This is a genomic window from Arthrobacter sp. ERGS1:01 (assembly GCF_001281315.1).
Taxonomy (GTDB): Bacteria; Actinomycetota; Actinomycetes; order Actinomycetales; family Micrococcaceae; genus Specibacter.
In genome coordinates, this window is sequence record NZ_CP012479.1 from 2,787,997 (window position 1) to 2,813,253 (window position 25,257).

22 protein-coding genes are annotated in these 25,257 nt (G+C 68.8%); 14 read left to right on the top strand and 8 right to left on the bottom strand.

Annotation, left to right across the window (positions count from 1 at the left end; translation table 11 throughout):
- Positions 1 to 64: 64 nt before the first annotated feature.
- Entirely contained in the window at positions 65 to 1,201 is a 1,137-nt protein-coding gene (gene mnmA, locus AL755_RS16545) for a tRNA 2-thiouridine(34) synthase MnmA (protein ID WP_082369365.1), read from the bottom strand.
- Positions 1,202 to 1,362: 161 nt separating this feature from the next.
- Entirely contained in the window at positions 1,363 to 2,583 is a 1,221-nt protein-coding gene (locus AL755_RS16550; RefSeq protein WP_054011946.1) for a cysteine desulfurase family protein, read from the bottom strand.
- Between the two features lie 159 nt (positions 2,584 to 2,742).
- Between AL755_RS16550 and AL755_RS16555 the strand changes: the two genes are divergently transcribed.
- Positions 2,743 to 4,242 (top strand): S8 family serine peptidase, encoded by a 1,500-nt coding sequence (locus tag AL755_RS16555; protein ID WP_054011947.1) that lies wholly within the window; start codon positions 2,743 to 2,745, stop codon positions 4,240 to 4,242.
- Positions 4,243 to 4,869: 627 nt separating this feature from the next.
- Here AL755_RS16555 and AL755_RS16560 read toward each other — a convergent pair.
- Complete coding sequence (locus tag AL755_RS16560) at positions 4,870 to 5,526, bottom strand: helix-turn-helix transcriptional regulator (RefSeq protein ID WP_054011948.1); 657 nt, start codon at positions 5,524 to 5,526, stop codon at positions 4,870 to 4,872.
- 149 nt (positions 5,527 to 5,675) lie between these two features.
- On the opposite strand from AL755_RS16560, the gene folE reads away from it, so the two are divergent.
- The 4 genes from folE (at position 5,676) to AL755_RS16580 (ending at position 9,426) form a co-directional block, all read left to right on the top strand.
- Positions 5,676 to 6,290, top strand: coding sequence for a GTP cyclohydrolase I (folE, locus tag AL755_RS16565; RefSeq protein ID WP_082369366.1), 615 nt, complete (start codon positions 5,676 to 5,678; stop codon positions 6,288 to 6,290).
- 87 nt (positions 6,291 to 6,377) lie between these two features.
- A complete protein-coding gene (locus AL755_RS16570; protein WP_237762516.1) occupies positions 6,378 to 7,652 on the top strand; it encodes an NAD(P)/FAD-dependent oxidoreductase in 1,275 nt (424 codons plus the stop codon).
- Between the two features lie 8 nt (positions 7,653 to 7,660).
- Positions 7,661 to 8,617 (top strand): dihydropteroate synthase, encoded by a 957-nt coding sequence (gene folP / locus AL755_RS16575; protein WP_054013131.1) that lies wholly within the window; start codon positions 7,661 to 7,663, stop codon positions 8,615 to 8,617.
- A gap of 20 nt (positions 8,618 to 8,637) precedes the next feature.
- Positions 8,638 to 9,426, top strand: a complete 789-nt coding sequence (locus AL755_RS16580) for a pyrimidine reductase family protein (RefSeq protein ID WP_054011949.1) — start codon at positions 8,638 to 8,640, stop codon at positions 9,424 to 9,426.
- On the opposite strand, the gene AL755_RS16585 is transcribed toward AL755_RS16580, so the two are convergent.
- Both AL755_RS16585 and AL755_RS16590 read right to left on the bottom strand, forming a co-directional pair.
- Positions 9,423 to 10,154 carry a hypothetical protein gene (locus AL755_RS16585; RefSeq protein WP_054011950.1) on the bottom strand — a complete coding sequence of 244 codons (732 nt, stop codon included), beginning with the start codon at positions 10,152 to 10,154 and terminating at the stop codon, positions 9,423 to 9,425. The genes AL755_RS16580 and AL755_RS16585 overlap by 4 nt on opposite strands.
- Positions 10,145 to 11,128, bottom strand: coding sequence for a diacylglycerol/lipid kinase family protein (locus tag AL755_RS16590; protein ID WP_082369367.1), 984 nt, complete (start codon positions 11,126 to 11,128; stop codon positions 10,145 to 10,147). The genes AL755_RS16585 and AL755_RS16590 overlap by 10 nt, the downstream gene beginning before the upstream one ends.
- Before the next feature lie 108 nt (positions 11,129 to 11,236).
- Here AL755_RS16590 and AL755_RS16595 point away from each other — a divergent pair, with 108 nt between their 5' ends.
- The 3 genes from AL755_RS16595 to AL755_RS16605 all read left to right on the top strand — a co-directional run bounded on the left by AL755_RS16595 (position 11,237) and on the right by AL755_RS16605 (position 13,617).
- Positions 11,237 to 12,208 carry a J domain-containing protein gene (locus AL755_RS16595; protein ID WP_054011951.1) on the top strand — a complete coding sequence of 324 codons (972 nt, stop codon included), beginning with the start codon at positions 11,237 to 11,239 and terminating at the stop codon, positions 12,206 to 12,208.
- A gap of 71 nt (positions 12,209 to 12,279) precedes the next feature.
- Entirely contained in the window at positions 12,280 to 12,747 is a 468-nt protein-coding gene (locus tag AL755_RS16600) for a tRNA (cytidine(34)-2'-O)-methyltransferase (protein ID WP_054011952.1), read from the top strand.
- Positions 12,748 to 12,813: 66 nt separating this feature from the next.
- Positions 12,814 to 13,617 (top strand): class I SAM-dependent methyltransferase, encoded by an 804-nt coding sequence (locus tag AL755_RS16605; RefSeq protein WP_054011953.1) that lies wholly within the window; start codon positions 12,814 to 12,816, stop codon positions 13,615 to 13,617.
- A 63-nt stretch (positions 13,618 to 13,680) separates the two neighbouring features.
- On the opposite strand, the gene AL755_RS16610 is transcribed toward AL755_RS16605, so the two are convergent.
- Both AL755_RS16610 and AL755_RS16615 read right to left on the bottom strand, forming a co-directional pair.
- Entirely contained in the window at positions 13,681 to 14,649 is a 969-nt protein-coding gene (locus AL755_RS16610) for an electron transfer flavoprotein subunit alpha/FixB family protein (protein WP_054011954.1), read from the bottom strand.
- 9 nt (positions 14,650 to 14,658) lie between these two features.
- Positions 14,659 to 15,450, bottom strand: a complete 792-nt coding sequence (locus tag AL755_RS16615) for an electron transfer flavoprotein subunit beta/FixA family protein (protein ID WP_054013133.1) — start codon at positions 15,448 to 15,450, stop codon at positions 14,659 to 14,661.
- A gap of 266 nt (positions 15,451 to 15,716) precedes the next feature.
- Here AL755_RS16615 and AL755_RS16620 point away from each other — a divergent pair, with 266 nt between their 5' ends.
- A complete protein-coding gene (locus tag AL755_RS16620; protein WP_082369368.1) occupies positions 15,717 to 16,499 on the top strand; it encodes an ABC transporter ATP-binding protein in 783 nt (260 codons plus the stop codon).
- Positions 16,496 to 17,836: a hypothetical protein gene (locus AL755_RS16625; RefSeq protein WP_054011955.1), complete on the top strand. Its 1,341-nt coding sequence runs from the start codon at positions 16,496 to 16,498 to the stop codon at positions 17,834 to 17,836. The genes AL755_RS16620 and AL755_RS16625 overlap by 4 nt, the downstream gene beginning before the upstream one ends.
- A gap of 66 nt (positions 17,837 to 17,902) precedes the next feature.
- Here AL755_RS16625 and AL755_RS16630 read toward each other — a convergent pair whose 3' ends face one another.
- Positions 17,903 to 19,765, bottom strand: coding sequence for a trypsin-like peptidase domain-containing protein (locus AL755_RS16630; protein ID WP_237762517.1), 1,863 nt, complete (start codon positions 19,763 to 19,765; stop codon positions 17,903 to 17,905).
- Positions 19,766 to 20,031: 266 nt separating this feature from the next.
- Here AL755_RS16630 and AL755_RS16635 point away from each other — a divergent pair, with 266 nt between their 5' ends.
- The 4 genes from AL755_RS16635 to AL755_RS16650 all read left to right on the top strand — a co-directional run bounded on the left by AL755_RS16635 (position 20,032) and on the right by AL755_RS16650 (position 25,241).
- A complete protein-coding gene (locus AL755_RS16635) occupies positions 20,032 to 22,122 on the top strand; it encodes a TPM domain-containing protein (RefSeq protein WP_054011956.1) in 2,091 nt (696 codons plus the stop codon).
- Positions 22,123 to 22,251: 129 nt separating this feature from the next.
- Positions 22,252 to 23,037, top strand: coding sequence for a PspA/IM30 family protein (locus AL755_RS16640; protein ID WP_054011957.1), 786 nt, complete (start codon positions 22,252 to 22,254; stop codon positions 23,035 to 23,037).
- Positions 23,038 to 23,124: 87 nt separating this feature from the next.
- A complete protein-coding gene (locus AL755_RS16645) occupies positions 23,125 to 24,096 on the top strand; it encodes an aldo/keto reductase (RefSeq protein ID WP_054011958.1) in 972 nt (323 codons plus the stop codon).
- Between the two features lie 155 nt (positions 24,097 to 24,251).
- A complete protein-coding gene (locus AL755_RS16650) occupies positions 24,252 to 25,241 on the top strand; it encodes an SDR family oxidoreductase (RefSeq protein ID WP_082369597.1) in 990 nt (329 codons plus the stop codon).
- The last annotated feature ends 16 nt before the right edge of the window (positions 25,242 to 25,257 follow it).

Consider the following 25,257-nt stretch of genomic DNA (forward strand, 5'->3'; position numbering starts at 1 on the left):
AGCCAAAGGTGATACGGCGTCAGCCGGATCCAAGCCAAAAGTGATACGGCGTTGGGGTGGGCGGCTAGAGCTCGGGGCGGGCCAGTGAGCGGGCGGTGTCGATCGTCGCCTGGCCCAGGACGCGGCTGCCCTGGTACAGGACCACGGTCTGGCCCGGAGCCACGCCGCGCAGCGGCTCGCCCAGGGTCACGGTCAGCGTTTGGCGGGTGCCGGCGTCGTCGGCCACCTCGGTGACGAAGGCGCGGGCGGGCACGGGATCGCCGTGCGCGCGCACCTGGGCGTAGCAGTCGAATTCGGCGCCGGTGGCGACCTCGGCGATGGGCAGCCCGGCCCAGGAGACCTTGATGCCCTTGAGCTCGTCGATGGCCAGCAACGCGTGCGGACCGACGACGACCTTGTTTTCCTTGGGCCGGATCTCCAGCACGAAGCGCGGCTTGCCGTCGGCGGCCGGGGTTCCCAGCTTCAGGCCGCGGCGCTGGCCCACCGTGAACTGGTTGGCGCCCGTGTGGCCGCCCACCTTGTTGCCGGTCTCGTCGACGATGTCGCCGTCGGTCATCTCGATCTTTTCGGCCAGCCAGCCAGCGGTGTCGCCGTCGGAGATGAAGCAGATGTCGTGGCTGTCCGGCTTCTTGGCCACGGACAGGCCGCGGCGCTCGGCCTCGGCCCGGACCTCGGCCTTGGACGGGGTGTCCGCGAGCGGGAACATGGAGTGCTTGAGCTGCTCGTGGGTCAGCACGCCGAGCACGTAGCTCTGGTCCTTGGCCCAGTCGGCGGCGCGGTGCAGTTCCGGGTTGCCGTCGGCGTCCGTGATGACCTTGGCGTAGTGGCCCGTGCAGACGGCGTCGAAGCCCAGCGCGATGGCCTTCTCCAGCAGCGCCGCGAACTTAATGCGCTCATTGCAGCGCATGCACGGGTTCGGGGTGCGGCCGGCGGCGTATTCGTCGATGAAGTCCTGGACCACGTCCTCCTTGAACCGTTCGGAGAAGTCCCAGACGTAGTACGGAATGCCGAGTTTGTCGCACGCCCGCCACGCGTCGTTGGAATCCTCCACGGTGCAGCAGCCGCGGCTGCCGGTGCGCAGGGTTCCGGGCATGCGGGAGAGGGCCAGGTGGACGCCGACGACGTCGTGCCCGGCTTCCACGGCGCGGGCGGCGGCAACGGCGGAGTCAACCCCGCCACTCATGGCGGCCAATACTCGCATTACGTACCTTTCAGTTGGAACAAAAAATCAATCACTCGTCGCAAACTGCGACTGGCCGTGCCGGCCCGTTCAAAGCCGAAGCTTTGTAGGTACCCGGGAGCGGCTTCGGGCGCCCGCGAAGCGGGCGGGGCACCTACAAAGCGCAGGCTTTGGGCCGGCCGCTACTGCGTACTCGCCGTTTGGATCGACGATTGATGCCCGGCCATGCCGGCTGTTTTTGCGCGTGCGTGTGCTTGCGGCAACGCGGCCACAAAGGCTTCAACGTCTTCCGGGCTCGATGTATGCCCGAGGCTGAAGCGTTGTGCGCCACGTGCCGTGTCCTCGTCCAGGCCCATGGCCAGGAGCACGTGGGAGGGTCGGGGCACGCCGGCCGTGCAGGCCGAGCCGGTGGAGGATTCAATGCCGGCCATGTCCAGCAGGAACAGCAGCGAGTCTCCCTCGCAGCCGGGAAACGTGAAATGGGCGTTGCCGGGTAGGCGGCCGGCCGGGTTGACGGCCGGGTCCACGCCGCGCAGCACGGCGTCCGGCACGGCCGCACGGACGGCGGCGATGATCCCGTCGCGGAGGGCGGCGATCCTGGCACTTTCGTCGGACAGGTTGTCGGTGACGTCCTGTGCGGCGGCGGCAAAGGCGGCGATTCCAGCAGTGTCCAGGGTGCCGGAGCGGACGCCGCGTTCCTGTCCCCCGCCGTGCTGGACGGGAGTCAATGACACGGCGCGGCCCAGCAGGAGCGCGCCGACGCCGACGGGCCCGCCGATCTTGTGCCCGCTGATGGACATGGCGGCCAGTCCGGATTTCTTGAAGTTCACGGGCACGGAGCCGAAGGCCTGGACGGCGTCGGAGTGCACGGGGATGCCGTGGGCGCCGGCGAGCTCCACGATCCCGGCGATGGGCTCGATGGTGCCGACCTCGTTGTTGGCCCACATGCAACTGATGAGGGCCACGGTGTCCGCGCCGCCGTCGTCGAGCTCGCGGGCCAGTGCTGCCAGGCTCACGGTGCCGCTTTCATCGACGGGGAGCCAGACGGCCTGGGCGCCTTCGTGCTTTTCCAGCCATTCCACGGTGTCCTGGACGGCGGCGTGTTCGACGCCGGAGACCAGGATGCGGGTCCGGCGGGGATCGGCGTCGCGGCGGTTCCAAAAAAGGCCCTTGACGGCGAGGTTGTCCGCCTCGGTGCCGCCGGAGGTGAAGATGACCTCGGTGGGGTGGGCGCCGGCGGCCGCCGCGATGGTTTCACGGGACGCCTCGACGGTGGCGCGGGCGCGACGGCCTGCCCCATGCAGCGATGAGGGGTTGCCGGGACGGGCGATGACGGAGGTGAGTGCGGCGAGGGCCGGGGCCGAAAGGGGCGTGGTCGCCGCGTGGTCTAGATACACGGGCACTGCTCAATTCTACGGCATCCGGCCGGCACCGCCGGGGAGGCATTTGCCACATCATGTCAACCAAGTCAACGGAGTTGTCACGGTTGTCAATAACTGTTGTCAATGGCAGTATCGAGCGTGTTGTGCATCACTCACCGAATCCATGGGGGATTTTCTTACATGAAGACAGCTACATTCCGTCGCGCGACGGCGGCTGCCGCGTGCGCCGTCGCCTTCGCCGCGTCCACAGTGCTCAGCGGCAGCGCCATGGCAACAACCGCAGCCACGCCGTCCACGCCCGTCGTTTTTCCCGCCGTCGAGGGCCAGCTCATGAGCTACGTCGTCAACGCGAAGGTCGCCAACGCCAACAAGACCAAGGAGGTCGTGAAGGCCGTTGAGGCCGCCGGCGGCGTCGCCGTGCAGCAGTGGCCCGAGATTGGCGTGGTCATCGTCCAGTCCGAGAGCGCCAACTTCCGCTCCGACATCCTCAAGTACGGCTACTCCACCGTCGAATCGGTGGGCGCAACGCGCACCATTCCGGTCGCGGAGGGCACGCCGGCCGGGATCCCCGTCCCCTGGCAGAAGGCTATGGCGCCCCGCAGCAAGCAACTCGCCAAGTCCGACCTCCTGTACGGCGACGCCACGTTCGACGGCGTTGCCGCGGACCCGCGCGAAACCGAGCAGTGGGACATGGTGCAGATCAAGGCGGACCAGGCCCACCAGCTGACCGACGGATCCCGCAACGTCCTGGTGGGAGTCCTCGACAGCGGCATCGACCCGAACCACCCCGACTTGAAGGCCAACATCGACGTCGCGGCGTCGGTAAACTGCACCAACGCCGGCCGTCCCGACACCTCCCCCACCGGCTGGAACCCCACCACCTCCTCGCACGGAACCCATGTGGCCGGCATCATCGGTGCCGCCCGCAACGGCGTCGGGATCGTGGGCGTGGCCCCGAACGTGCGCATGGCCTCCGTCAAGGTGGTCAACGACGCCGGCTCGATCTACCCCGAATACGCCATCTGCGGCTTCATGTGGGCGGGCATGAAGGGCATGGACGTCACAAATAACAGCTACTACATCGACCCGCTGGAATTCTGGTGCAACGACCAGCCCGACCAGGCAGCCGTGCGGGTTGCCGTTGAGCGCGCCGTCAACTGGTCAACAAAGCAGGGCGTGGTGCACGCGGCCGCGGCCGGCAACTCCTCCTACGACCTGTCCAACAAGACCACGGACAACGCCAGCCCGAACGACAGCACGCCGATTGCGCGCGGCATCAACAACCAGTGCAAGGACATCCCCACCGAGCTGGACGGGGTGGTCACCGTTTCCTCGACCGACCAGGCCGGCAAGTTGTCCTCATTCTCCAACCGCGGCCTGAACTCGATTGCCGTCGCAGCCCCGGGCTCCCGGATCCTTTCCACGCTGCCGAACAACAGCTACGGCCTGCTTAGCGGTACGTCGATGGCATCCCCGCACGTGGCGGGCGTACTGGCGCTCATGAAGTCCCAGCACCCCGGATGGGCCCCGAAGAAGCTGATCTCCGAACTGCAGAAGCAAGCCCAGAACCACATCTGCATGCCGTCCGCGACTCCCGTCGGCGCAGCCTGCGTGGGCACCCTGGACAACAACAGCTACTACGGCGAAGGCATCTCCGACGCCCTGGCCGCCGTGCTCTAACTAGCCCTGCACCCCAAGACGGGGCCAAGCCGCGGAACGGTGCATCGCCACCGTTCTCGCGACTTGGCCCCGTTTTCGGTGCAAGGGGGAATGGCGCTACGGATCCGGCGCCGGACTCACGGCTCGGCGGGCGCAGGATTCGTGGTCGCCGCCGGGTCTCGACAGTCTCGACCACCGTGATCCGGCCCGATGGTCGCGAGAACTGGTTTTGACGCCGAAAACTGGTGTTGTTGCCGACCATGACGCACCTGCGGCAGTGCTCGGCACCGAATTCAGTTTTCGGCGCGAAAAGCAGGGCTCGACGACGACGCCGTTTCCCTTATGTGCAGAGCTTGGCGCGGGTTCGCCCCGTGTTCGGTGAAGAAAGCGTGACGCCGCGATGCTTATGCGGCGAACCCGCGCCGGGTGTGGCGCCAATGAGGAGCCGGCGCAGAATTCGCAGCCGTAACCGGGTCTCGACAGGCTCGACCACCGACAAGCTCGGGCCGGAACCGGGTCTCGACAAGCTCGACCATCGAGAGACTCGGCCGGGAGCGGGTCTCGACAAGCTCGACCACCGAGAGGCTCGGGCCGGACTGGGTCTCGACAAGCTCGACCACCGACAAGCTCGGCCACCGAGGGCGCCGGCTACCGGACGGGCACGATCCTCGCGCAGCAGTGGGAGGCATCCGGATCGGGTTCGATGCTGTGGGCGGTGTCGCTGCAGCCGGCCAGGGCGCCGTTGAGCAGGGCTCCGTTGAGGGCGCACACCACGCCTGTGTGTTCCTGGGCCAGCCGGTGGAACGGGCAGTTGGCCATGATGATGCCGCCGGCGCCGTCGGGCCTGGGGTCGTAGCCGGTGTCGGCCAGGACGTGCCCGATGCTGCCGGCCTCGGCACCCAGGGATTGGCCGGCGTCGAACGCCACGGCGGCGAGCGCGTCCTCCACACCTTCGGAAGTATCGATGGAGCGTTGCACGGCGGCGGCCAGCAGTTGGGCGGCGAGGTCGTAGTGGCGGGCGGGCACGGAAGCGCCCACCTCGGCGATGGCCACGGTGTACAGCTTGGTGGGCCGGCCGGAGCCAGGCCCCGTGCGGTCCCCCACCTTGCGGAATTCGACGTGGAGCAGCTTCTCCGCCTCGAGCCGGTCAAGGTGTGTCCGGATGGTGCTTTTGGGCAGGCCCAGGGCTGCGGCGCAGTCGTCCCGGCTCAGCGGGTCCGGGGCCTTGCGCAGCAGCTCAAAGATCTGTTTGCGCACCGGATCGCCCAACGACGCGACGGCGCGGAGCCGTTCCGCCTCATTCATGGTGCCTCCAGTTCCGGGTTTGCTTCGCGGCTTCCCACACCGGGTGCGGCGGGTTTCGGGAAGCGATGTTTTGGATTGTGTCGCATTGTCTTGACGCCTTGAGTCTGCCCTTCTAAAGTCAAAAATACAAGATTTAGAAAGGTTGGGACATGTCGATCTCAAGCGCCGCCCTCCCCAGTCTGCTCGCCTATGAGGATCCCTCCGACGACGAGCCGGCTACCTCGCCCGGGATCGACCTGCCGGCCGCGCAGGCCGCGATCGCCGATTTCCTGCGCGCCCTGGGCCGCGACGTGGACAACCCCCACCTGCTGGATACGCCACGGCGCGTGGCCGCCGCCTACGCCGAAATGCTGACCCCGCGGGAAACCAGCTGGACCACTTTCCCCAACGATGAGGGTTATGCGGGCCTGGTGCTGGTCAAGGACGTGCCGTTCAACTCCCTGTGCCAGCACCACCTGCTGCCGTTCCGCGGCGTGGCACATGTGGGCTACCTCCCGGGTGAGCGGCTGTTCGGGCTGTCGAAGCTGGCCCGCGGCGTGGAGCTCTTTGCCCGTGACCTGCAGGTCCAGGAACGCCTGACCCAGCAAGTGGCAGACTGGCTGGAGGAGACGCTGTCACCGCGCGGCGTCGGCGTCGTACTGGAGGCCGAGCACATGTGCATGTCATTGCGTGGGGTGCAGGCGGCCGGCACGTCCACCCGCACCTCGGTCTTCACCGGCGCCCTGGCCGGTGCCGGCCCGCTGCGGGACCAGTTCCCGGGCTAAGGCTCCGAAGCGGCCCTTCCACCCACCCCAACCCCAGGCAGTCGTTCCTCCCAAGAAACAGTCATTTCCACGGAAAGAGTTTCGATCATGAGCGAGTCAAACAGCGCAGCAACCCCCACCGGCGCCGACACCAGTAGTGCCGATGCGGGCATGGTGATCATTGGCGGGGGTCTGGCCGGCGCCACCGCCGCCGACACCCTCCGCGCCGAAGGCTACACGGGCCCGGTGACGATCGTGGCGGAGGAGCCGGAGATCCCGTACCAGCGCCCGCCTCTGTCCAAGGGTTTCCTGGCCGGCAAGGAGGGCGACGACGCCCTGCTCCCCTACCCCGCAAGTTGGTACCCCGAACACGACGTCACGGTCCGCACCGGCACGGCTGCCACCGCGATCGACCCCGCCGCCCACGCCGTGAGCCTGTCCGACGGCTCGGTGCTGCCGTATGCGAAGCTGCTCATTGCCACGGGCGCCTTACCGCGGGTGATCCCCTTCCCCGGCGTGGAGCTCGACGGCGTCCACTACTTCCGCTCGAAGGCCGACGCCGTGGCCATGAAGGAGCTGCTGTCCGCCGGCGGCCACAACCTGGTCATGATCGGCTCCGGCTGGATCGGCATGGAAATTGCCGCCACCGCCCGCGAGCTTGGCAACAACGTGACCCTGCTGGGCCTGGAGGACGTGCCGCTCTCGGTGGCCATCGGCAAGGAACTCGGCGCGGTCTTTGCCGCCCGCCATGAGGAGGCCGGGGTGCGGTTTGTGCTGCCGGCGAGCGCCGCGGAAATCAAGGGCGACGCCGGCCGGGTCACCGGAGTCGTGACGACCACCGGCGTCACGCTGCCCGCGGACCTGGTGATCGTGGCCGTCGGGGTGGTGCCGAACATCGCGCTGGCCAAGGAGGCCGGCCTGGCCATCGACAACGGCATCCAGGTCTCCGGCAGCCTGCAAAGCTCCGATCCCGACATCTTCGCCGCCGGCGACGTGGCCAACTCGCTGCACCCCGTCACCGGCGCCTATGCCCGCTCCGAACACTGGGCCAACGCGATCGCCGCCGGCAAGGTGGCCGCCAGGTCCATGCTGGGCCGGGACGCGGTGCTCGATGACATCCCCTACTTTTACACCGACCAGTTTGACCTGGGCATGGAGTACTCCGGCTACGGCGCACTGACCAGGGACGCCGAACTGGTGGTCCGCGGCAGCCTGGAGAAACGCGAGTTCATCGCGTTCTGGGTGCTCGAAGGCCGCGTTGTGGCCGGCATGAACGTGAACATCTGGGACGTGCAGGACGCCATCAAGGAGCTGATCGGCTCCGGCCGCACGGTCGACACGCAGGCGCTGGCTGACCCGCAAATCCCGCTCGAGGCTATTTGATGGTGGAGATGACTACTTTCGAGCCGGCCCGCACCGCCCACGGATCGGCGGCGCCCTTCTACACGCCGCCCCTGCTGCACCCCGTGCACCAGTTCGGCACCCGGACGCTGGACTTCAGCCGCCAGGTGGCGTTGATGGCCATCGTGAACCGGACCCCCGACTCCTTTTACGACGGCGGCGCCACCTTTGCGCTGGACGCGGCGGTTGCCGCCTCGCTGGCCGCCGTGGACGGCGGCGCCGACTGGGTCGACATTGGCGGCGTCCCCTTCGCGCCGGGCCCGGCCCTGAGCGCCGCAGAGGAGGGCGACCGCGTAGTGCCCGTCATTGAGGCGGTGTCGGCCGCCAGCGACGTCATCATCTCGGTCGACACCTTCCTGCCCGAGGTTGCGGCGCGCAGCATCGCCGCCGGTGCCCATGTCATCAACGACACGACGGGGCTCGCCAACCCGGAGCTGGCCGCCGTCGTCGCCGAGACCGGCGCCCACCTGGTCATCACCCATTCGCTGGCCCGGCCACGCACCGTCTACCCCCGCCCCAGCTACGGCGACGTCGCCGCCGAGGTGGCCGCGTTCCTGGCCGAGAAGGTGGAACTTGCATTGTCGCTGGGCGTCCCGGCCGAGAAGATCATCGTGGACCCCGGCCACGACCTGAACAAGAACACGCTGCACACGCTGGAGATCACCCGGCGTTTCAACGAGTTCGCCGCCCTGGGCTTTCCCGCGCTGGCCGCCGTGTCGAACAAGGACTTCATCGGCGAAACCCTCGATCAGGACAAGGCGCAGCGGCTGGAGGGTTCGCTGGCCACGGGCGTCATCTGCATCCTCGGCGGCGCCCGGATCCTGCGCATGCACAATGTGGCCTCTGCCAGCTCCGCCATCCGCATGACCGAGGCCGTGCTGGGCTGGCGGGAACCGGCATACCTGCGCCACAACATGGGCGACGTCAACCAGCCCGCCCACCGCTGACGCTTCACGAAGAGGACGCCATGATTGAACGGATCTTCCCCGAGTCCGGCCTGTCCGGGCAGGCGCTCGACGACGACCTCCTCGCCGCGCCCTTCACGGCCCCCGGCAGCAAGACGTGGGTCAGCTTCAACTTTGTCTCGAGCATTGACGGGGCGGCAACCGTCGACGGGCGTTCGGGCGCGTTGGGCAACGCCGACGACCAGCACTTTTTCCAACTGATGCGCCGGAACGCCGACGTGATCCTGGTGGGCGCCCAAACAGTCCGGTCCGAAGGCTACGGCGGGGAGCTGCTCAGCCCCGAGGCGCAGGCGTGGCGGGCCGATCGCGGCCTGCCCGTCCACCCGCCGCTGGCCATCGTGTCCGGCTCGCTCAACCTCGACCCCACCCTCGAGGTGTTCACCGACGCCCCCGTGCGCCCCCTGGTCATCACGACGGCTGCGGCACCGCCGGTCCGCCGGGCCGCGTTAGCCGCCGTGGCCGACGTCGTGGACGCCGGCGCGGACACGCTGGATGCGGGCGCGCTTCTGGCCGGACTTGCGGGCAGGGGCCTGCACCGGGTCCATTCCGAGGGCGGACCCACCGTGCTGGGCACCTTCGCGGCCGCGGACAAGGTGGATGAACTGTGCCTGACGGTGTCGCCCCTGCTGGTGGGCGGGACCGCGAAGCGCATCGCCGACGTCCTGCCGGGCGGAGACGGCGAGGGTGCCGGGCCGCGTGCCATGACGCTGGCCCAAATCCACAAGGCCGGGTCCATGCTGTTCCTGCGTTACGTCCGGGACACCGGGCCGAGCGAGGGTCCGAAAGTCTAATTGGAGGGCGGGGCCACGGACAATTTCGCCAGGAGTTGTGGTTTCGTGGCGGCCAGGAGCGCGTCGCTGGGGCAGGCCAGCGTGACCACCAGGCCTGTTCCCGCGGTTCCCAGCACGCGGCCCCACACCGTGCTGGCCGGAACGCCCTTGCCGGCTCTCGTGGTGTAGCCCAGGAACGCGATGGTGGGCGATTTCCTGCCCGGTTCGGCGCTCCATGGCAGGCTGGCCTCGGCCAGCGAGCCGGGGACCAGCGACGGGATGAGGTACTCCATCAATCTCACGGTGGAGGCTTTGTCGTCCCCGGCCGTGACGAGCGGGCCCGTGGTGCCGTTGACCCAGTACGCCAGCTGACAGCCGGCCGCATTCGTATAACGGGTTTGCCCGGCAACATTGTTCATCCGCTGTGTCCATTCCGGCGCCGCCGGGCCGGGCCGGCCCAATGACGGCTGGCCGAGGGCATCGCTGAAGGCGACCGGCACCCTGGCGGAGAGGGTGTTGCCGGCCGCAAAAGTCAGGTTCTTCGCGGCGACGGCGGCCGCGTCATGGCCGGCCTGGGTGGTGGGGGCGGCGAACGTGGGCGCCTGGCTGGGCGGCGCCGTCGTGCCGCCGGTGGCGGGCGCGGGGACCGTGACGGTACACCCGGCCAGGGCGATGGCGGCCACGGCTGCGCCGGCCATGGCAGCAAGGACACCGGCCCGCCCGCTCCGGGCCTGGAATCTCACGCCCATACGCGCAGTGCCCCCGGGTCCACCCGGACCGTGGCCGGCAGCGAGCCGATCCGCTCGCCGTCGGCGTAAGCCACGAGCCCGGCCGAGTCCATGTCCACGGAGGTGACGCGCTCGATCGAGACCACGGGGTGTCCGGTGTGCCGGCCCGAATAGACCAGCGGGTAGATGCGCAGGAACGTCAGCCGGGACACGGGCGCCACAATGAACAAATCCAGCAGGCCGTCGTCGGTCCTGGCATCGGGGGTGATCTTCATGCCGCCACCGATCGACGGGCCGTTGGACACCGAAATCAGCACGGCCCGCTCCTGCCGCGGCACGCCGTCCACCACCAGTGAATTGCTCAACGGCTTGAGCGTCGCCAGTTCCCGCAGGATGGCCAGGTTGTAGCGCATGGGCCCATGCGGCCACCGCCACCCGTTGGCGCGCTCGTTGACCAGCGCATCAAAGCCGGCGGACAGCGCGCACATGAACCAGACCGGACCGTTGCCGTCGCGATCGATCCGCCCCAGATCCAGGGCGCGCGGCTCCCCCTGGGCGGCTTTGAGGAAATGCTCGACGGCGGCCGCCGGGTCCTTCGGGTCAAGGCCCAGGCCGCGGGCGGCATCGTTGCCGGTGCCGGCCGGAATGATGCCCAGGGGTATGGAGCGCCCGGCCAGCGCATTGACGCCCAGGTGGACCATGCCGTCGCCGCCCACCACGAGCAGCGCCTGCGCGCCGGAATCGAGTGCGGCGAGCACGGCGTCGCGCAACTCGGCGTAGTTGCGCCGGCGCAACACGGTGACGGTGTGCCCGGCGGCCCGCAGGCGCTCGACCGCCATGTCGCCGACCTGGCCGGTCGTGTTGCTGCGGCGGCCGCCAAAGGCAGCCCGCGGGTTCACGGCGACGGCGATCGAAAGGATCCGGGCCCGGGCCTGCGGCGGGCCGGGCAGCGGAGGTGTGGTGGCGCCGTCGTCGGCGGAATGTGCGGCAGTCATGGGAAAGCCAGTATGACAGCGCGAGGGCCCCGGGCGGAATTGAGTCTCCACACAGGGTGCCCCACTAGACTTGGGGCGCACCACCTGATGAATAGCGAAAGGTCACCGGTGAGCGAGAAGTACCTCACGCACTACCAGGTCCTGGGCGTCCCCAGCACTGCGACCGAACGCGAGATCAAGATTGCGTACCGCAAGGCGGCCCGCCTGGCCCACCCCGACCACGGCGGCGACCCCGCGGTGTTCCGCAAGATCACCGAGGCGTACGAGGTCCTCGTCAACCCGGCCCAACGCCGGATCTACGACGGCTCCTATCAGGGCGCACCGGGGCGCACCGGCACAGCCGGCAGCTACGGGTCCCCCGGCCGCAGCGGCGGCGAACCGTTTTCCGGGGCCGGTTTCAGCGGCACCTTCACCACTCGCCCGTCGAAGGAAACCCGCAACACGGCCGGCGACCCGGCCATCTACGTCCCTGCCTACGAGGACCTGCTCCCCGGCGAGGTGCCGATCCTGCCCCGGCCCACCGCCGCGCAGCCCGTCCACGGCGCACCCCGCAAGCGCGGCGTCTTTGGTGCCGCCTCACGGCTGGCCCGCGAAGCACGCACCGCCCAACTGATCATGCAGCAGGTACTCCCCGCCGTTCCGGCGGCACGGCTCATCAACGGCCTGACCGCCCCCGTCAACAACGGCTACCTGGACCACGTGCTCGTCTCCGGCTACCGCATGGCGATCGTCGGCTCCATGCTGGTGCCCAACGGCGCGTTCCGCTGGGATGGCGGCGTGCTGGTCCACGGCAGCAAGGTGGTGGCGCCGCCGCAACTCATCCCGGCCACCCGGCGCATGCAGGAGCTGTTCCCCGAATGCAACGTCACCGCCTGGGTGTGCGTGCACAGCAGCACGGGAAACCTGTTCGAACCCGTCATCGACTACGCCCGCGGCTCCGACCCCGACGGCTCCAACCTGGTGAACGTGGCCAACCCCGCCCGGTTCGTCCGCGAAGCCAAACACTTCCTCTCCTCCGGACCCACCCCCAACGTGGTGGACCTGCAGCTCCTGAGCAGGCTGCTCGGCGGCATGTACTGAGCCCCACCTGCCGGCCCGCACATCCGGGCAGCTGAGCAAACGCCTGTTCCCTCTACCGTTAGGATTGAACCGTGTTTCGCATCCTCTTCGTAACCCCCGAAATTCCCGGTAACACGGGCAACGCCATACGCCTGGCCGCCATTACCGGGGCGGAGCTGCACCTGGTGGAGCCGTTGGGCTTTGACTTTTCCGACGCCAAGCTGCGCCGCGCCGGCCTGGATTACCACGACCTCGCGGTCGTCACCGTCCACAAGACGCTTGACGCCGCCTGGGAGGCCCTGGCCCCGGAGCGCGTCTTTGCGTTCACGGCCGACGGCGAAGCCGGCTACGCGGACATCGCCTACCAGGCCGGCGACGTGCTCATGTTTGGCCGCGAATCCGAGGGCCTGCCCGAGGACGTCAAGCACGATCCCCGCGTGACCAGCCGGGTCCGACTGCCCATGCTTCCGTCGCTGCGGTCCCTGAACCTGGCCAATGCGGCCTCGATTGCCGTGTATGAGGCCTGGCGGCAGAACGGTTTTGCCGGCGCCAAGCTCTAGCCACCCATCCCGGGCCCGCACCCAAAGCTACGGCCCACATCAGCAGTTCACCCCTTGGAGGTATGCATGTCCGCTCGCGATCCCGGCCTGGCTTTCACCGACGGCGCCCTGCAATTCGAGGCGTGGTCCGACAAACTCTGGGACCCCATGGGCCGCGACGTGGTCCAGGCAGCTCGGCTGCAGCCGGGCGAGAAAGTGCTCGATGCCTGCTGCGGCACCGGTGCCGCCACTATTCCGGCGGCCCTGGCCGTGGGCCCGGACGGCACGGTCGACGGCGTCGACCTCTCCACCGGGCTGCTGCGCATCGCGGCCGCCAACCTGGCCGAGCGCCGCATCCTCAACACCACGCTGACCGAGGCCGACGTCACGCAGTGGCGCGGCCACCGCACCTTTGACGCGGTGCTGTGCTCGTACAGCATGTTCTTCTTTGCCGACATGGAATCCGGCGTGGAGCACCTGGCCTCCATGCTGCGCCCCGGCGGCCGGCTCGTCACGAGCACGTGGATCGAGGGCGCGCTGGAGCCGTTTGCCGGGCTGATCCTGGAAGCCGCCATCAAAGAACGCCCGCGGCTGGCCGGCGTGGTGCCGCTGGCCAACCAAAACATGGCCAAGATCGACTCCGCGGACTCCCTCGCCGGCTGGCTGGCGGCGCGCGGCCTGGCGGACGTGGAAGTTTCCACCCATCCGCTCACGCTCACGGTGGACGACGCCATGGCCTGGGACCTGGTCATGGGCAGCGGCTGGCGCACCCTGCTCCCCCGCGACCCCGACGCAATCGCCCGGGTCCGCCGCGAGTTCATCAAGTCAGTCGGCCCGCAGGTCACGATGAACTCGGACGCCCTGATCGGCATCGGCACCGTCCCGGCTTAAACAAAAAAGGGTCTCGACGGGCTCGACCACCGGTGGTCGAGCCCGTCGAGACCCTTTTGCGAATTAGGCCCTGCGGCGCTTGATCTCCTCGACGGCCTGCGGCAGCACCTTGAACAGGTCGCCCACAATGCCGAAGTCGGCGATCTCGAAGATCGGCGATTCGGAGTCCTTGTTCACAGCCACGATCACCTTCGACGTCTGCATTCCGGCCTTTTGCTGGATGGCGCCGGAGATGCCCACGGAGATGTACAGCTGCGGGGACACCTTCTTGCCGGTCTGGCCCACCTGGGCGGCGTGCGAGATCCAGCCGGCATCCGTGGCGGCACGTGAGGCACCGACCGCGGCACCGAGCACGTCGGCCAGCTCCTCGACCGGGCCAAAGTCGCCGTCCACACCGCGGCCGCCGGCCACCACGATGCGGGCGTCCTCCAGCTCGGGGCGGCCGGACGCGGCGCGCGGGGTGCGGGTGACGATGCGGGCGGCCAAGCTGGCCGGGGCGAACGCCACGTCCAGAACCTCGACGGCGGGCACGGCAGCCTCCGCGGCAGCAGCGGCCTCAACGCTGTGGGACTTGACGCTGATGACGGCGACGGCGGACGTTGCCCGCGCCTCCACCGTGTAGGAACCGGCCAGGACCGACTTGTGCACCACCAAGGTGCCGGCGTCGAGGGTCACGGAGACGGCGTCGGTGATGACGCCGGCGTTCAGCGCCACGCCGGCGCGGGCCGCGATTTCCTTGCCCTGCGGGCCGTTGTCCACCAGCACGGCGGACGCGCCCACGGCGGCGGCGGCTGCTGCCACGAGGTCGGCCTTCGGGGCCACCAGGAACTGGCCCAGTTCGGCCTGCTCGGAATGCAGCACGCGGCTCACGCCGTAGGCGCCCAGCTCGGCGGCCACCTCGGCGCTGACCGCACCGGCCACGACGGCCACCGGCTCGCCGGCGCCGCGGGCCAGCGTCAGCAGCTGGTGTGTCACGGGGTGCAGGGTGCCGGGTGCGTCGGTCTGGTCAATGAAAACAACAATTGCACTCATGAGTGGTCCTTAGATCAGTTTCTGCGCGGCCAGGAAGTCGACGAGGGCAATGCCGGCGTCGCCCGAATCGGTGATGATGGTTCCGGCCGTACGGGCAGGGCGCTCCGCGGCGGTCGTGACCTGCGTCAGCGAGCCGGCATGGCCAACAGCGTCCGCGGACAGCCCGATCTCGGCCAGCGAGAGGGTGGTGATCTTCTTCTTCTTGGCCGCCAAGATGCCCTTGAAGTTGGGGTAGCGGGGCTCGTTGGCCTGGTCGGTGACGGAGACGAGGGCCGGCAGCTGGGCTTGGATCTCCTCGGTGACGTCGTCGCCGTCGCGCTTTGCGCTCACGGTGCGGCCATCCACCTCGAGGGAGGAGGCGAAGGTGATCTGGGCCAGGCCCAGGCGGGCGGCCAGCTGGGCCGGCACGATGGAGGTTTCACCGTCGGTGGACGCCATCCCGGTGATGACCAGGTCCACGGGGCCAAGGGTCTTGATGGCGGCGGCGAGGGCCAGGGACGTGGCCGAGGCGTCGGAGCCCGCGAGTGCTTCGTCGCTGATGTGCAGGCCGTCCGTGGCACCAATCTGCAGGGATTTCTTGACGGCGGCTGCGGCGGAGGCCGGGCCGATCGTCAGGGCCGTGACCGTGTTGCCGCCCTTGGCGCCGCCGCGGGCGTCCGTGAGGGCCAGGGCCGCTTCCAGCGCGTACTCGTCAAGTTCGGAGAGGATGCTCTCGTCGCGGTCAATGCGGTGGTTTTCACCTGTGAGGTGGCGGTCAAATTGCGTGTCTGGCACGTATTTGACCAGTACCACAATGTTCAGTGCTGAGTTTTCCACTACTGTCCTTTGTGTCATGGACGGTCGGCTCCGGTCCCCGTGCCCAGTGGTGGGCAGGATCCCCGGGTTCGTCCTTGGCCTTGCCCGTTACAGCTTAGTTCGTGCCGGGCCGGAGCCGGAATTTCATGGGTCGATTCTTTACTTCCCGCCGCACGGGATCCCGCCGCTCCTCCCCCGGGATGAGGGCGGCCGGCCGGCATTCCGCCCGCGGCCCGATGCCGGCGCACCCCCGCCCCGGGCACAGTGGAAGCATGAGAACAGCTACTTTGAGCGCACGCTCCCTCACCAAGCGCTACGGCGCCGGCAAGGCCCTGGACAATGTCTCGGTGGACATTGCCGCCGGCGAGTCGGTGGCCGTCATGGGTGCTTCCGGTTCCGGCAAGACGACCCTCCTGCACACCCTGGCCGGCATCACCTCCCCCGATTCCGGGCAGGTCAGCTACAACGGCATCGACGTCACGGCCCTGAATGAGACCGGCCGGTCCAAACTGCGCCGGGAACAATTTGGCTTCGTCTTCCAGGCCGGGCTGCTCATCCCGGAGCTGACGGCGCTTGAAAACGTGGCCCTGGCCCTGATGCTCAACGGTCTCTCCCGCCGCGACGCCGAGGCGGAGTCGGCGCTCTGGCTGGCCCGGCTGGGCCTGGCCGGCATGGAAAACAGGCGCATGGGGGAACTCTCCGGCGGCCAGGCACAGCGCGTCGCGATCGCCCGCGCCCAGGTGACGGGCGCCGGCGTCGTCTTTGCCGACGAACCCACCGGCGCCCTTGACTCGCACACCTCCGCCGACGTCATGACGGCCCTCCTGCAGGCCACCTCCGGCCGCGGCCGCACCCTGGTGGTGGTCACGCACGATCCCACGGTCGCCGCCCGCTGTGCCCGCACCCTTTTCATGCACGACGGCGTCCTGTCCCCCGCGCCGCCGGCCCGCCCGGCCGAGGTGGCAGGTACCGGCGGCGGAAACCTCACGGCTCCCGCTGCTGGCAATCCCGACGCCGGCACCACGTTCATGGCCGGGCCGCGGGGTGCCCAATGAAAACCGTGCTGCCCGTGCTGTGGCTCCTGTCCCGGCCGGCACCGGGCAGCAAGGCCGTCACGGCGCTGCCGGCCACCGCCTTTGCGCTGGTCACCGCCCTGCTGCTGACGGTGCTGGCCGGGGCCTTGAGCTTCTTCACCAACGCCCCCGCAGATGACCCGTCCGGCACGGCGGGCGCATACCAAAACCTTGCCCTGGTGGCGCTGGCCCTGCTCGTCATGCCGCTGCTGACGCTGGGCGGTTCCGCCGCCCGGCTGTCCGCGCGCCGCCGCGACGAACGCCTGTCCACGCTGCGGCTGCTGGGCGCCACCCCGGCACTCGTGGGCGTGTTGACGGTGGTGGAGTCCACCGTGATTGCCGCCGCCGGCATCCTGGCGGGCACGGTGCTGTACGCGGCGGCAGTCCCCGCCGTGGCGCTCATTCCCTTCCAGGGCAAGCCGCTGGGCATGGCGGCGCTGTGGCTGCATCCCCTGGTCCTGGGGGCGGCCGAGGGATCGCTGTTGCTGCTGGCCGCCGTGAGCGCCGCGATCGGGCTGCGCCAGGTGGTCCTCTCGCCGCTCGGCGTGCGCACCCGGCAAAAAGCCCCCGCCGTGCATTGGGTGCGGATCGCACTGGGGGCCGGGGCCGGCGTCGTGCTTTATATGGTCATGAGCACGCTGACCGCGAGCGGGTCTGCGGCCGTCATGGTCCTGATATTGGTGGGTGTCTTTGCCGGCGGCCTGGCGCTGCTGAACCTGGTGGGACCGTTCCTGCTCAAGTGGACGGCGGGGCGGTCCGCCCGCACGGCGGCCACCCCCGCCAAGCTGCTGGCGGCGCGCACCATCCTCGAATCGCCCAAGGCCGCGTGGCGTCAGGTCAGCGGGCTGGCCATGACAAGTTTTGTGGCCGTCGTGGCAGGCACCGGCCTGGCCGTCATCGACGGGGCGGGCGCGGGCGGCAACGCACCCGAGGCCAACCTGTTCACCGACATGCGCACCGGGGTGCTCATCACGGTGGTGGAGTCGTTCGTGCTGGTGGCGTGCAGTGCGGGTGTCAATGCCGCGGCGGCCGTCCTTGACCGGCGCGATCTTTATGTCAGCCTTGACCGGCTGGGCATGCCGCGCGGCGTCATGGAGGCTGCCCGCCAACGCGCCGTCATGGCGCCGGTGCGGTTCGTCACCGTGGGCTCGGCGGCGTTTTCGGCGGTGCTCCTGTTCCCGCTGACGGGCCTGGCCCTGATCGTTGCCCCGCTTTCGCTGGCCGTCATTGCCGGGGTCCTGGCCGGCGGGATGGGGCTGGTCTGGCTTGGACTGGCTGCCACGAAGCCGGTCCTGGGCCGCGTCCTCGCCGAAGCTTAACGCCTGAGAACCAGTGAAGGACCGGCCCCCACGTTCGGGGGCTGGTCCTTCACTGGTGGCGGATGGTTAGCTGGCGGCCGCGGTGCCCAACGTGACGTCGGCTTCCATGGTCTTGCCATTGCGGGTGAAGGTGACCTTCACGGTGGCCCCGCCGGCCTGCTGCCGGACGGCCGCCGTCAGGGAGGAGGCGTCGCTGACGGTCTGGCCGCCCAGCGCCGTGATGACGTCCCCGGCCTTCAGGCCGCCCTTGCCCGCCGGTGAACTCGAGGTCACGGAGGCGATCTGGGCTCCGACGGTGAATCCGGAGGAGCCGCCCGCCGTGGCGTCCTGGACGGAAACGCCCAGCTGGCCGTGCGTGGCCTTGCCATTGGCAATCAGTTCCTGGGCGATCCGCTTGGCGTTGTTAATCGGGATCGAGAAGCCGACGCCGATGTTCCCCGACTGGCCGCTGGAGCTCGAGGAGGAGCTGCTGGCGGAGGCGATTGCGACGTTGACGCCGATGACCTGGCCGGAGGAGTTGACCAGTGCACCGCCGGAGTTGCCGGGGTTGATGGCCGCGTCCGTCTGGATCACGTTCAGGTTCACGGTGCCGGTGGCGGTTTGCGCGCTGCCGCTGGAGCCGTCCGGCGGGGAGAACTGGAAGCCGTTGCCGCCGCCGGAGCCGCCGTTGCCGCCCTGCGAGGAATCGCTCGGCGTGCTGGGCACGGCCGAGGACGCCACCTGGATGGTGCGGTTCAGGGTGGAGACAATGCCGTCCGTCACCGTCCCGCTCAAGCCGAGCGGGGCGCCGATCGCCACCACGTTGTCACCGACGTTCAGCGTGCTCGAGTCGCCGAGCACTGCCGGTACCAGGTTGGGGGCCGAGATCTTGACGATGGCAAGGTCGGAGAGCGGATCGGTGCCGACCACGGTTCCGGCGTACACCTTGCCGTCGCTGGTCTGGACCGAGATGGAGGCGTGGGCCGCCGCCCCGTCCAGGGTGACCACGTGGGTGTTCGTCAGGATGTCGCCGTTGGTGTTCAGGATGATCCCGGAGCCCGTGCCGCCGGAGCTGCCGCTCGTGGCCGAGATGGTCACCACGGAGGGCAACGCCTTGGCCGCGGCCGCCGTGACGGCGTTGACCGAGCTCGGGTTGTTGACCACGATCGGCGAGGACTGCTGGGTGGAGGAGGCGACCGTGCTGGGGCTCTGCTGGCCCACCAGGTAGGTGGTGCCGCCGGCCACGAGGCCGCCGACGAGCGCAGCGGCGACGACGCTGCCCGCGAACAGGCCCATCCCCACCTTCTTGCGCTGCCGGGGGCGTGCCGTGACGGCCGGGGCTAGGACGTGCGGGTACGCGTTCGACGCCGGGTAGCCGGCTTCCGCGTGAGTGGAATCGTTGTGCTGGTAGCCCGCCCCCTCGGCGGACGGCGCTGCCGGGTAGGCCTGCGTCGGCTGGGCCGCGGTTGCCGGGTAGGACTCCTGCGCCTCATAGCCGTAGGGCGCCTCGGCGTCCTGCGCGGCATAGGCAGTGGGTTCCTGTGCCGGGTAGGCGGGTTCGGGCGCAACGTGCCGAGGGGTCTCGGCGGGGGTGCCCGCCTCGTTCCATACGGGCTGTGCCGGCTGGGCGGGGTGTTCCGGCTGGGCCGGGTTCTGCCAGCTTTGGGTCGGGCTCGGCGTGTAGATCGGCTGGGTCGGGTTGGTTTGGGCCGGATATGGCTGGGCGGGGCCCGTTGCGGGGGCTGCCGGGTCGGCGGCGAACGGTGCGATCTGTTCCGTCGCGTTGCTGTCCGGGGATGCCGTCTCCGGGGCTTGATCGGCCGGGGAATCGGCGACGGGCGTAGCCGCGGCCGTTTCCTGGGCCCCTGCGTTTTCTGGTGCCGGTGTCTTCGGTGTTTCTGCGGGGGTGCCTTGCTCGCGGTTGGTGTCCCCAGCCATATTCTCGCTCATTAGCCTTGCCCTTCTTGAAAAATCTGTTGTTGAACCCTTGCTTGATATCCATCATGACCGGCACGTCTGATGCGTTTACGAACGTTCGCTGGAAGGTAGCTGTGAAGAACTCCGTCTTCCAATTATGTCCCACACGCCGTCCCGGCCCGGGGTGGCGTCGCTGCGCCACACCGGGAGGCCGTGGACGCTGACGAAAAAACAGACCTAGAATCAAAGTGAAACTACGCGCTGGTTCCCTGCACAGTCGGCACATACAAAGGTGGACGATGTTTTCACGATTCAAGTTACTCTCCCGGGTACTGGCGGCGTTGGGCTTTGCCGCATTCCTGGTGTTCCCGGCCGGCCCTGCACAGGCAGCTACAGTGCAGGCAAGTACAGTGCAGACCGGCACGGCGCAGGCCGCGATTGTGCGGGCGGAACCGCCGGTGACCATTGCGCCGGGCAGCTACATCGTGGATGACGCCAATGTGCTCGGCGGCAAGAAGGCCGACGTCCAGAACGCCATCACGAAATTGAGCAAGGACCACGGCGTCACGCTCTTCGCGGTCTATGTGGACAGCTTTGACGGGCAGAGCCCGGAGACGTGGGCCCAGACGGTCGCCGCCCAGAAGAACATGGGCCAGTACGACGTCCTGCTGGCCGTCGCTGTCAAAGACAAGCAGTATGCGTTCATCGGCGGAACCAACACCTTCCTGACGGCCGCCCAGGGTTCCAGCATCCAATCCAATGCGATCAAACCCCAGCTTTCCGCGGGGAACTGGGCACAGGCGGCCATCGATGCAGCGGCCGCGACGGGCGATGCGGCCGGCGGCGGCAAGGGCACCGTCCCCAATGCCACGGGCGGTCTCGTGGCACTCGGAGTTGGCGGCGTCGTCGTCGTGGGCGGCGCGGGCACGGCCCTGGTGATTCGCAACCGGCGCAAGAAGGCTGCCACGGAGGCCACGGCCAAGGGCTACGGTCCCGACGGCAAGGCGCTTGACCCCAACGCGGGCATGACGATCGCGGAGCTGCGCAGCAAGGCCGGCTCGCTGCTCATCGCGGCCGACGACGCCATCAAGTCAAGCGAGCACGAGATCGGCTTCGCCCAGGCGTCCTACGGAGAGGACGCCGTGAAGCCCTTCGCGGCCGCCCTGGAGAGCGCCAAGACGCACCTGAGCGAATCGTTCAAGCTCCAGCAACAGCTCGACGACGAAATCCCGGACACCATCGATGAGCAGCGCAGCTGGCTGGGCGAAATCATCAAGCGCTCCGAGGATGCCAACGCCGCCCTGGAGGCCGAAAAGGCCTCCTTCGACGAGTTGCGCGAACTTGAACGCACGGCGCCGCAGGTGCTGGGCACCATCCGGTCCCAGACGGCAACGGCAAGGACCGCCGTCGCCGCCGCGGAACAATCGCTGGCCGGCCTCACCGCCCAGTATTCGGAATCGGCCGTCGCCACGGTGCGCGACAACGTCAAGCAGGCCACTGAACGGCTGGACTTCGTGGACTCGGCCGCGGCCGACGCCGATGCCAAGCTGGCCGCCGGCGACACCGCCAACGCCGCCCTCTCCGTGAAGGCCGCCGAGGAAAGCCTGCTCCAATACGGGGTGCTGCTGGAAGCCATCGACAAACGCGAAGCGGCCATCAAGGACGCCTCGACAGCGCTGGAATCGGCCCTGCCAGCGGCACTGGCCGACCTCGAACAGGCCAAATCAATGGTCGCCTCGGGCGAATTCTCCCGCTACGCCCCCACCGTGGCGGCCGCGGAAGCAACCCTCAACGACGTCAAGGCCCAAAGCTCGGCCGGCAAGAGCGATCCCGTGGCCCTGTTGGGCGCGGTCCAGGGTGCCCACGGCCAGCTCGATGAGCTGCTCACCGGCATTCGCGACCAACAGCAGCAGGCGCTGCGGGCCCAGGCTGCCCTGTCACAAACCATTGCCGGGGCGCAGGCGCACATTTCCGCGGCCCAGGACTTCATTGCCGCCCGCCGCGGCGGCGTCGGCTCCGAGGCCCGGACCCGGCTGTCCGAGGCCGAACGCAACCTTGACTACGCGATGACCATCGCGGACAAGGATCCCGCCAACGCCCTGCAATACGCCCAGCAGGCCCAGTCGCTGGCCCAGCAGGCCATCCAATACGCCCAGTCCGACGTCGACAGGTTCAGCGGCGGCGGCATGGGAGGCATGGGCGGCGGATACGGCGGCCGCGGCGGTTCCGGCATGAACGGCGTGGGCGGTGCCATCCTCGGCGGCATCATTGGCGGCATCCTCGGCGGGGGTGGCGGCTTTGGCGGCGGAGGTGGCTTCGGCGGCGGTGGAGGTGGCGGCGGCTTCGGCGGCGGCGGTGGCGGCTTCGGAGGGGGTGGCGGCAACTTCTAACCACAACTTCTGGGCACGTTCCCGCCCGCAGCGGAGCAAAGTCACTTAGACTCACTGTCAGGTTCCACCAGCACGTCAAGAAAAGATCAAGCACGGATGTTTTTCAACAGTAGAAAAAAGGGGAAAAGAATGGCTAAGCAGTCAATTTTCGGCCGAATCGCGCAGTTGGCCAAGGCAAACATCAACTCCTTGCTGGACTCGGCGGAGGATCCGGAAAAGATGCTGGACCAGATGGTTCGCGACTACAAGGAAAACATCACCGAGGCCGAGAGCGCCGTTGCCCAGACCATCGGCAATCTGCGCATGCTGGAGGACGACTACAACGAGGACGTCAAGGCCGCCCAGGACTGGGGCACCAAGGCCCTGGCCGCGAGCCGCAAGGCCGACGAATACCGGACCGCCGGCAACCCCGTGGACGCGCAGAAGTTCGACAACCTGGCCAAGGTGGCCCTGCAGCGCCAGATCAGCTCCGAGAACGAGGCCAAGGCGTCGGCTCCCAACATCGCTGCCCAGACCGACGTCGTCGACAAGCTCAAGACCGGCCTGACCCAGATGCAGGGCAAGCTGACCGAGCTCTCCAGCAAGCGCAATGAGCTCATCGCCCGTTCCAAGACGGCCGAGGCCCAGACCCAGGTCCACGATGCCTTGAAGAGCATCGACATCATGGACCCCACGAGCGAGGTCAGCCGTTTCGAGGAGAAGATCCGGCGCGAAGAGGCCAAGGTGCGCGGTCAGAACGAACTCGCCGCCTCCAGCCTTGACGCCCAGTTCAACAGCCTTGAGGACCTGGGTGAGCAAACCGAGGTGGAGGCCCGCCTGGCCGCCCTGAAGTCCGGCGGCGTCCCCGCCCCGGCCGCGATCACCGCGGCGTCCGACTCGGACACGGTTGACGAGGCGGACTTCGACAAGCTGTAACCATCGGGTGCGCAGATACTGCGGCTTGGGACCCACCCAGGCCGCATTATCTGCGCACTGTGCCGTGCGCCAGGAAGGGATCGAGCCATGAAGTACTCGCAGTTGGGCCGCAGCGGCCTGAAAGTCTCCAAGCTTTGCCTGGGCACCATGAACTTTGGTCCGCACACCAAGGAGGCGGACGCCCACAAGATCATGGACCAGGCCCACGATGCCGGGCTGAACTTCTTTGACACGGCCAACGCCTATGGCGGCACGGAGCGCCGCGGCTGGACCGAGGAGATCATCGGGCGCTGGATCTCCCAGGGCGGAGGCCGGCGTGAGCGGACGGTACTGGCCACCAAGGTGTACGGCACCATGACCGACTGGCCAAACGACGGAAAACTCTCCGCCCTGAACATCCGGCGCGCCCTGGATGCGAGCCTCAAGCGCCTGCAAACGGACCACATCGACCTGTACCAGTTCCACCATGTGGACCGGGACACGCCGTGGGATGAGATCTGGCAGGCCGTGGACGTGGCGATCACGCAGGGCAAGATCCTGTATGCGGGCAGCTCCAACTTTGCCGGCTGGCACCTTGCCGCCGCGCAGGAGGCCGCAGCCCGCCGCCCCGTGACCGGCCTGGTGAGCGAACAGTCCATCTACAACCTCATGCAACGCAGCGTGGAGCGGGAGGTCATTCCGGCCGCGCAACACTACGGGCTGGGGCTGCTGCCGTGGTCGCCGCTGCACGGCGGGCTGCTGGGCGGGGTGCTGCAAAAGCAGAACGACGGCGTGCGTCGCTCCGAAGGCCGCGCCGCCGACGCGCTGGCCAAGTCCCATGACGCCATCGCCGCCTTCGAGGCGTTCGCCGCGGAGCTGGGCCATGCGCCCGGGGACGTGGCCCTGGCCTGGCTGCTGCACCAGCCGGCCGTCACGGCCCCGATCATCGGCCCGCGCACGGCGGCCCAGCTGGAGGCCGGGCTGCGGGCCCTCGACGTCTCCCTGGACGAGGCAGCGCTGTCCCGCCTGGACGAGATCTTTCCGGGCCCCAAGACGGCGCCGGAGGACTACGCCTGGTGAGCGGTTTCACCGACGACGTCCGGGTCGGGCTTGGCCCGGGACCGGCAGCCGAACACGCCGGCTCCGCCCCCTGGCCCGGCACGCCGTGGCACGCCGGGCATCAGGGCTACGGGCCTGGCGGCCTGCTGTCCGGGGCAGCCCACCTGCCCGTCCCGCTGACCGGGCCGCGGGTGTTGTTCCTGGGCGGCACGGGCGTCATCAGCGCCGCCTCCGTGGCCCGCGCGGTCGGCCTGGGGTTCACCGTCACGGTGCTCGGCCGGGGGACCACGACGTACCGCCCGGTGCCGCCCGGCGTCGAGGTCCTGGTGGCGGATGTTCGCGACCCCCACGCGGTCCGTGCCGCCCTGGGAAACCGGACCTTTGACGTGGTGGCCGACTTCCTCTCCTTCACGCCCGAACAGGCACGCAACGCCGTCGAACTGTTCACGGGGCGGTGCGGGCAGTACCTGTTCATCAGCACGGCGTCGGCCTACCAAAAGCCGCCGGCCAGGCTCCCCATCACGGAATCGACGCCGCTGCGGAACCCGTTCTGGCAGTATTCGCGGGACAAGATTGCCTGCGAGGACTTGTTCATGGCGGCTTACCGGGACAACGGTTTTCCCGTCACCGTGGTGCGGCCCTCGCACACCTACGATCCCACGCGCCTGTCGCTGCTGTTTGGCTGGACGGACGTACACCGGATGCGGGCCGGGCTGCCCGTGGTGGTGCATGGCGACGGCACCTCGCTGTGGACGTTGACGCACACCGACGACTTTGCCGTGGGCTTCGTGGGCCTGTTTGGCCTGGCGGCGGCCGTGGGAGAGAGCTTCACGATCACCTCCGACGAGGTGCTTCCGTGGGATGCCGTCTACCAGACCGTCGCGGCGGCCGCCGGCGTGCCCGAACCGCTGCTGGTGCACGTGGCCAGCGACACGATCGCCGCCGCGGCGCCGGAGCTCGGCCCGGGCCTGCTCGGGGACAAATCGCATTCGGTCATCTTCTCCAACGCCAAGATCAAGGCACTCGTGCCGGACTTTGCCGCCCGGATCCCCTACGCCGTCGGCGCCGCGCAGGCCATGGCCTGGCACATCATGCACCCCGAGGCCCGGGTGGTGAACCCGGCACACATGGCGCTGTCCGATCAACTCGCCGGGCTGGGCGCGTAACTTCATCACAATGTGG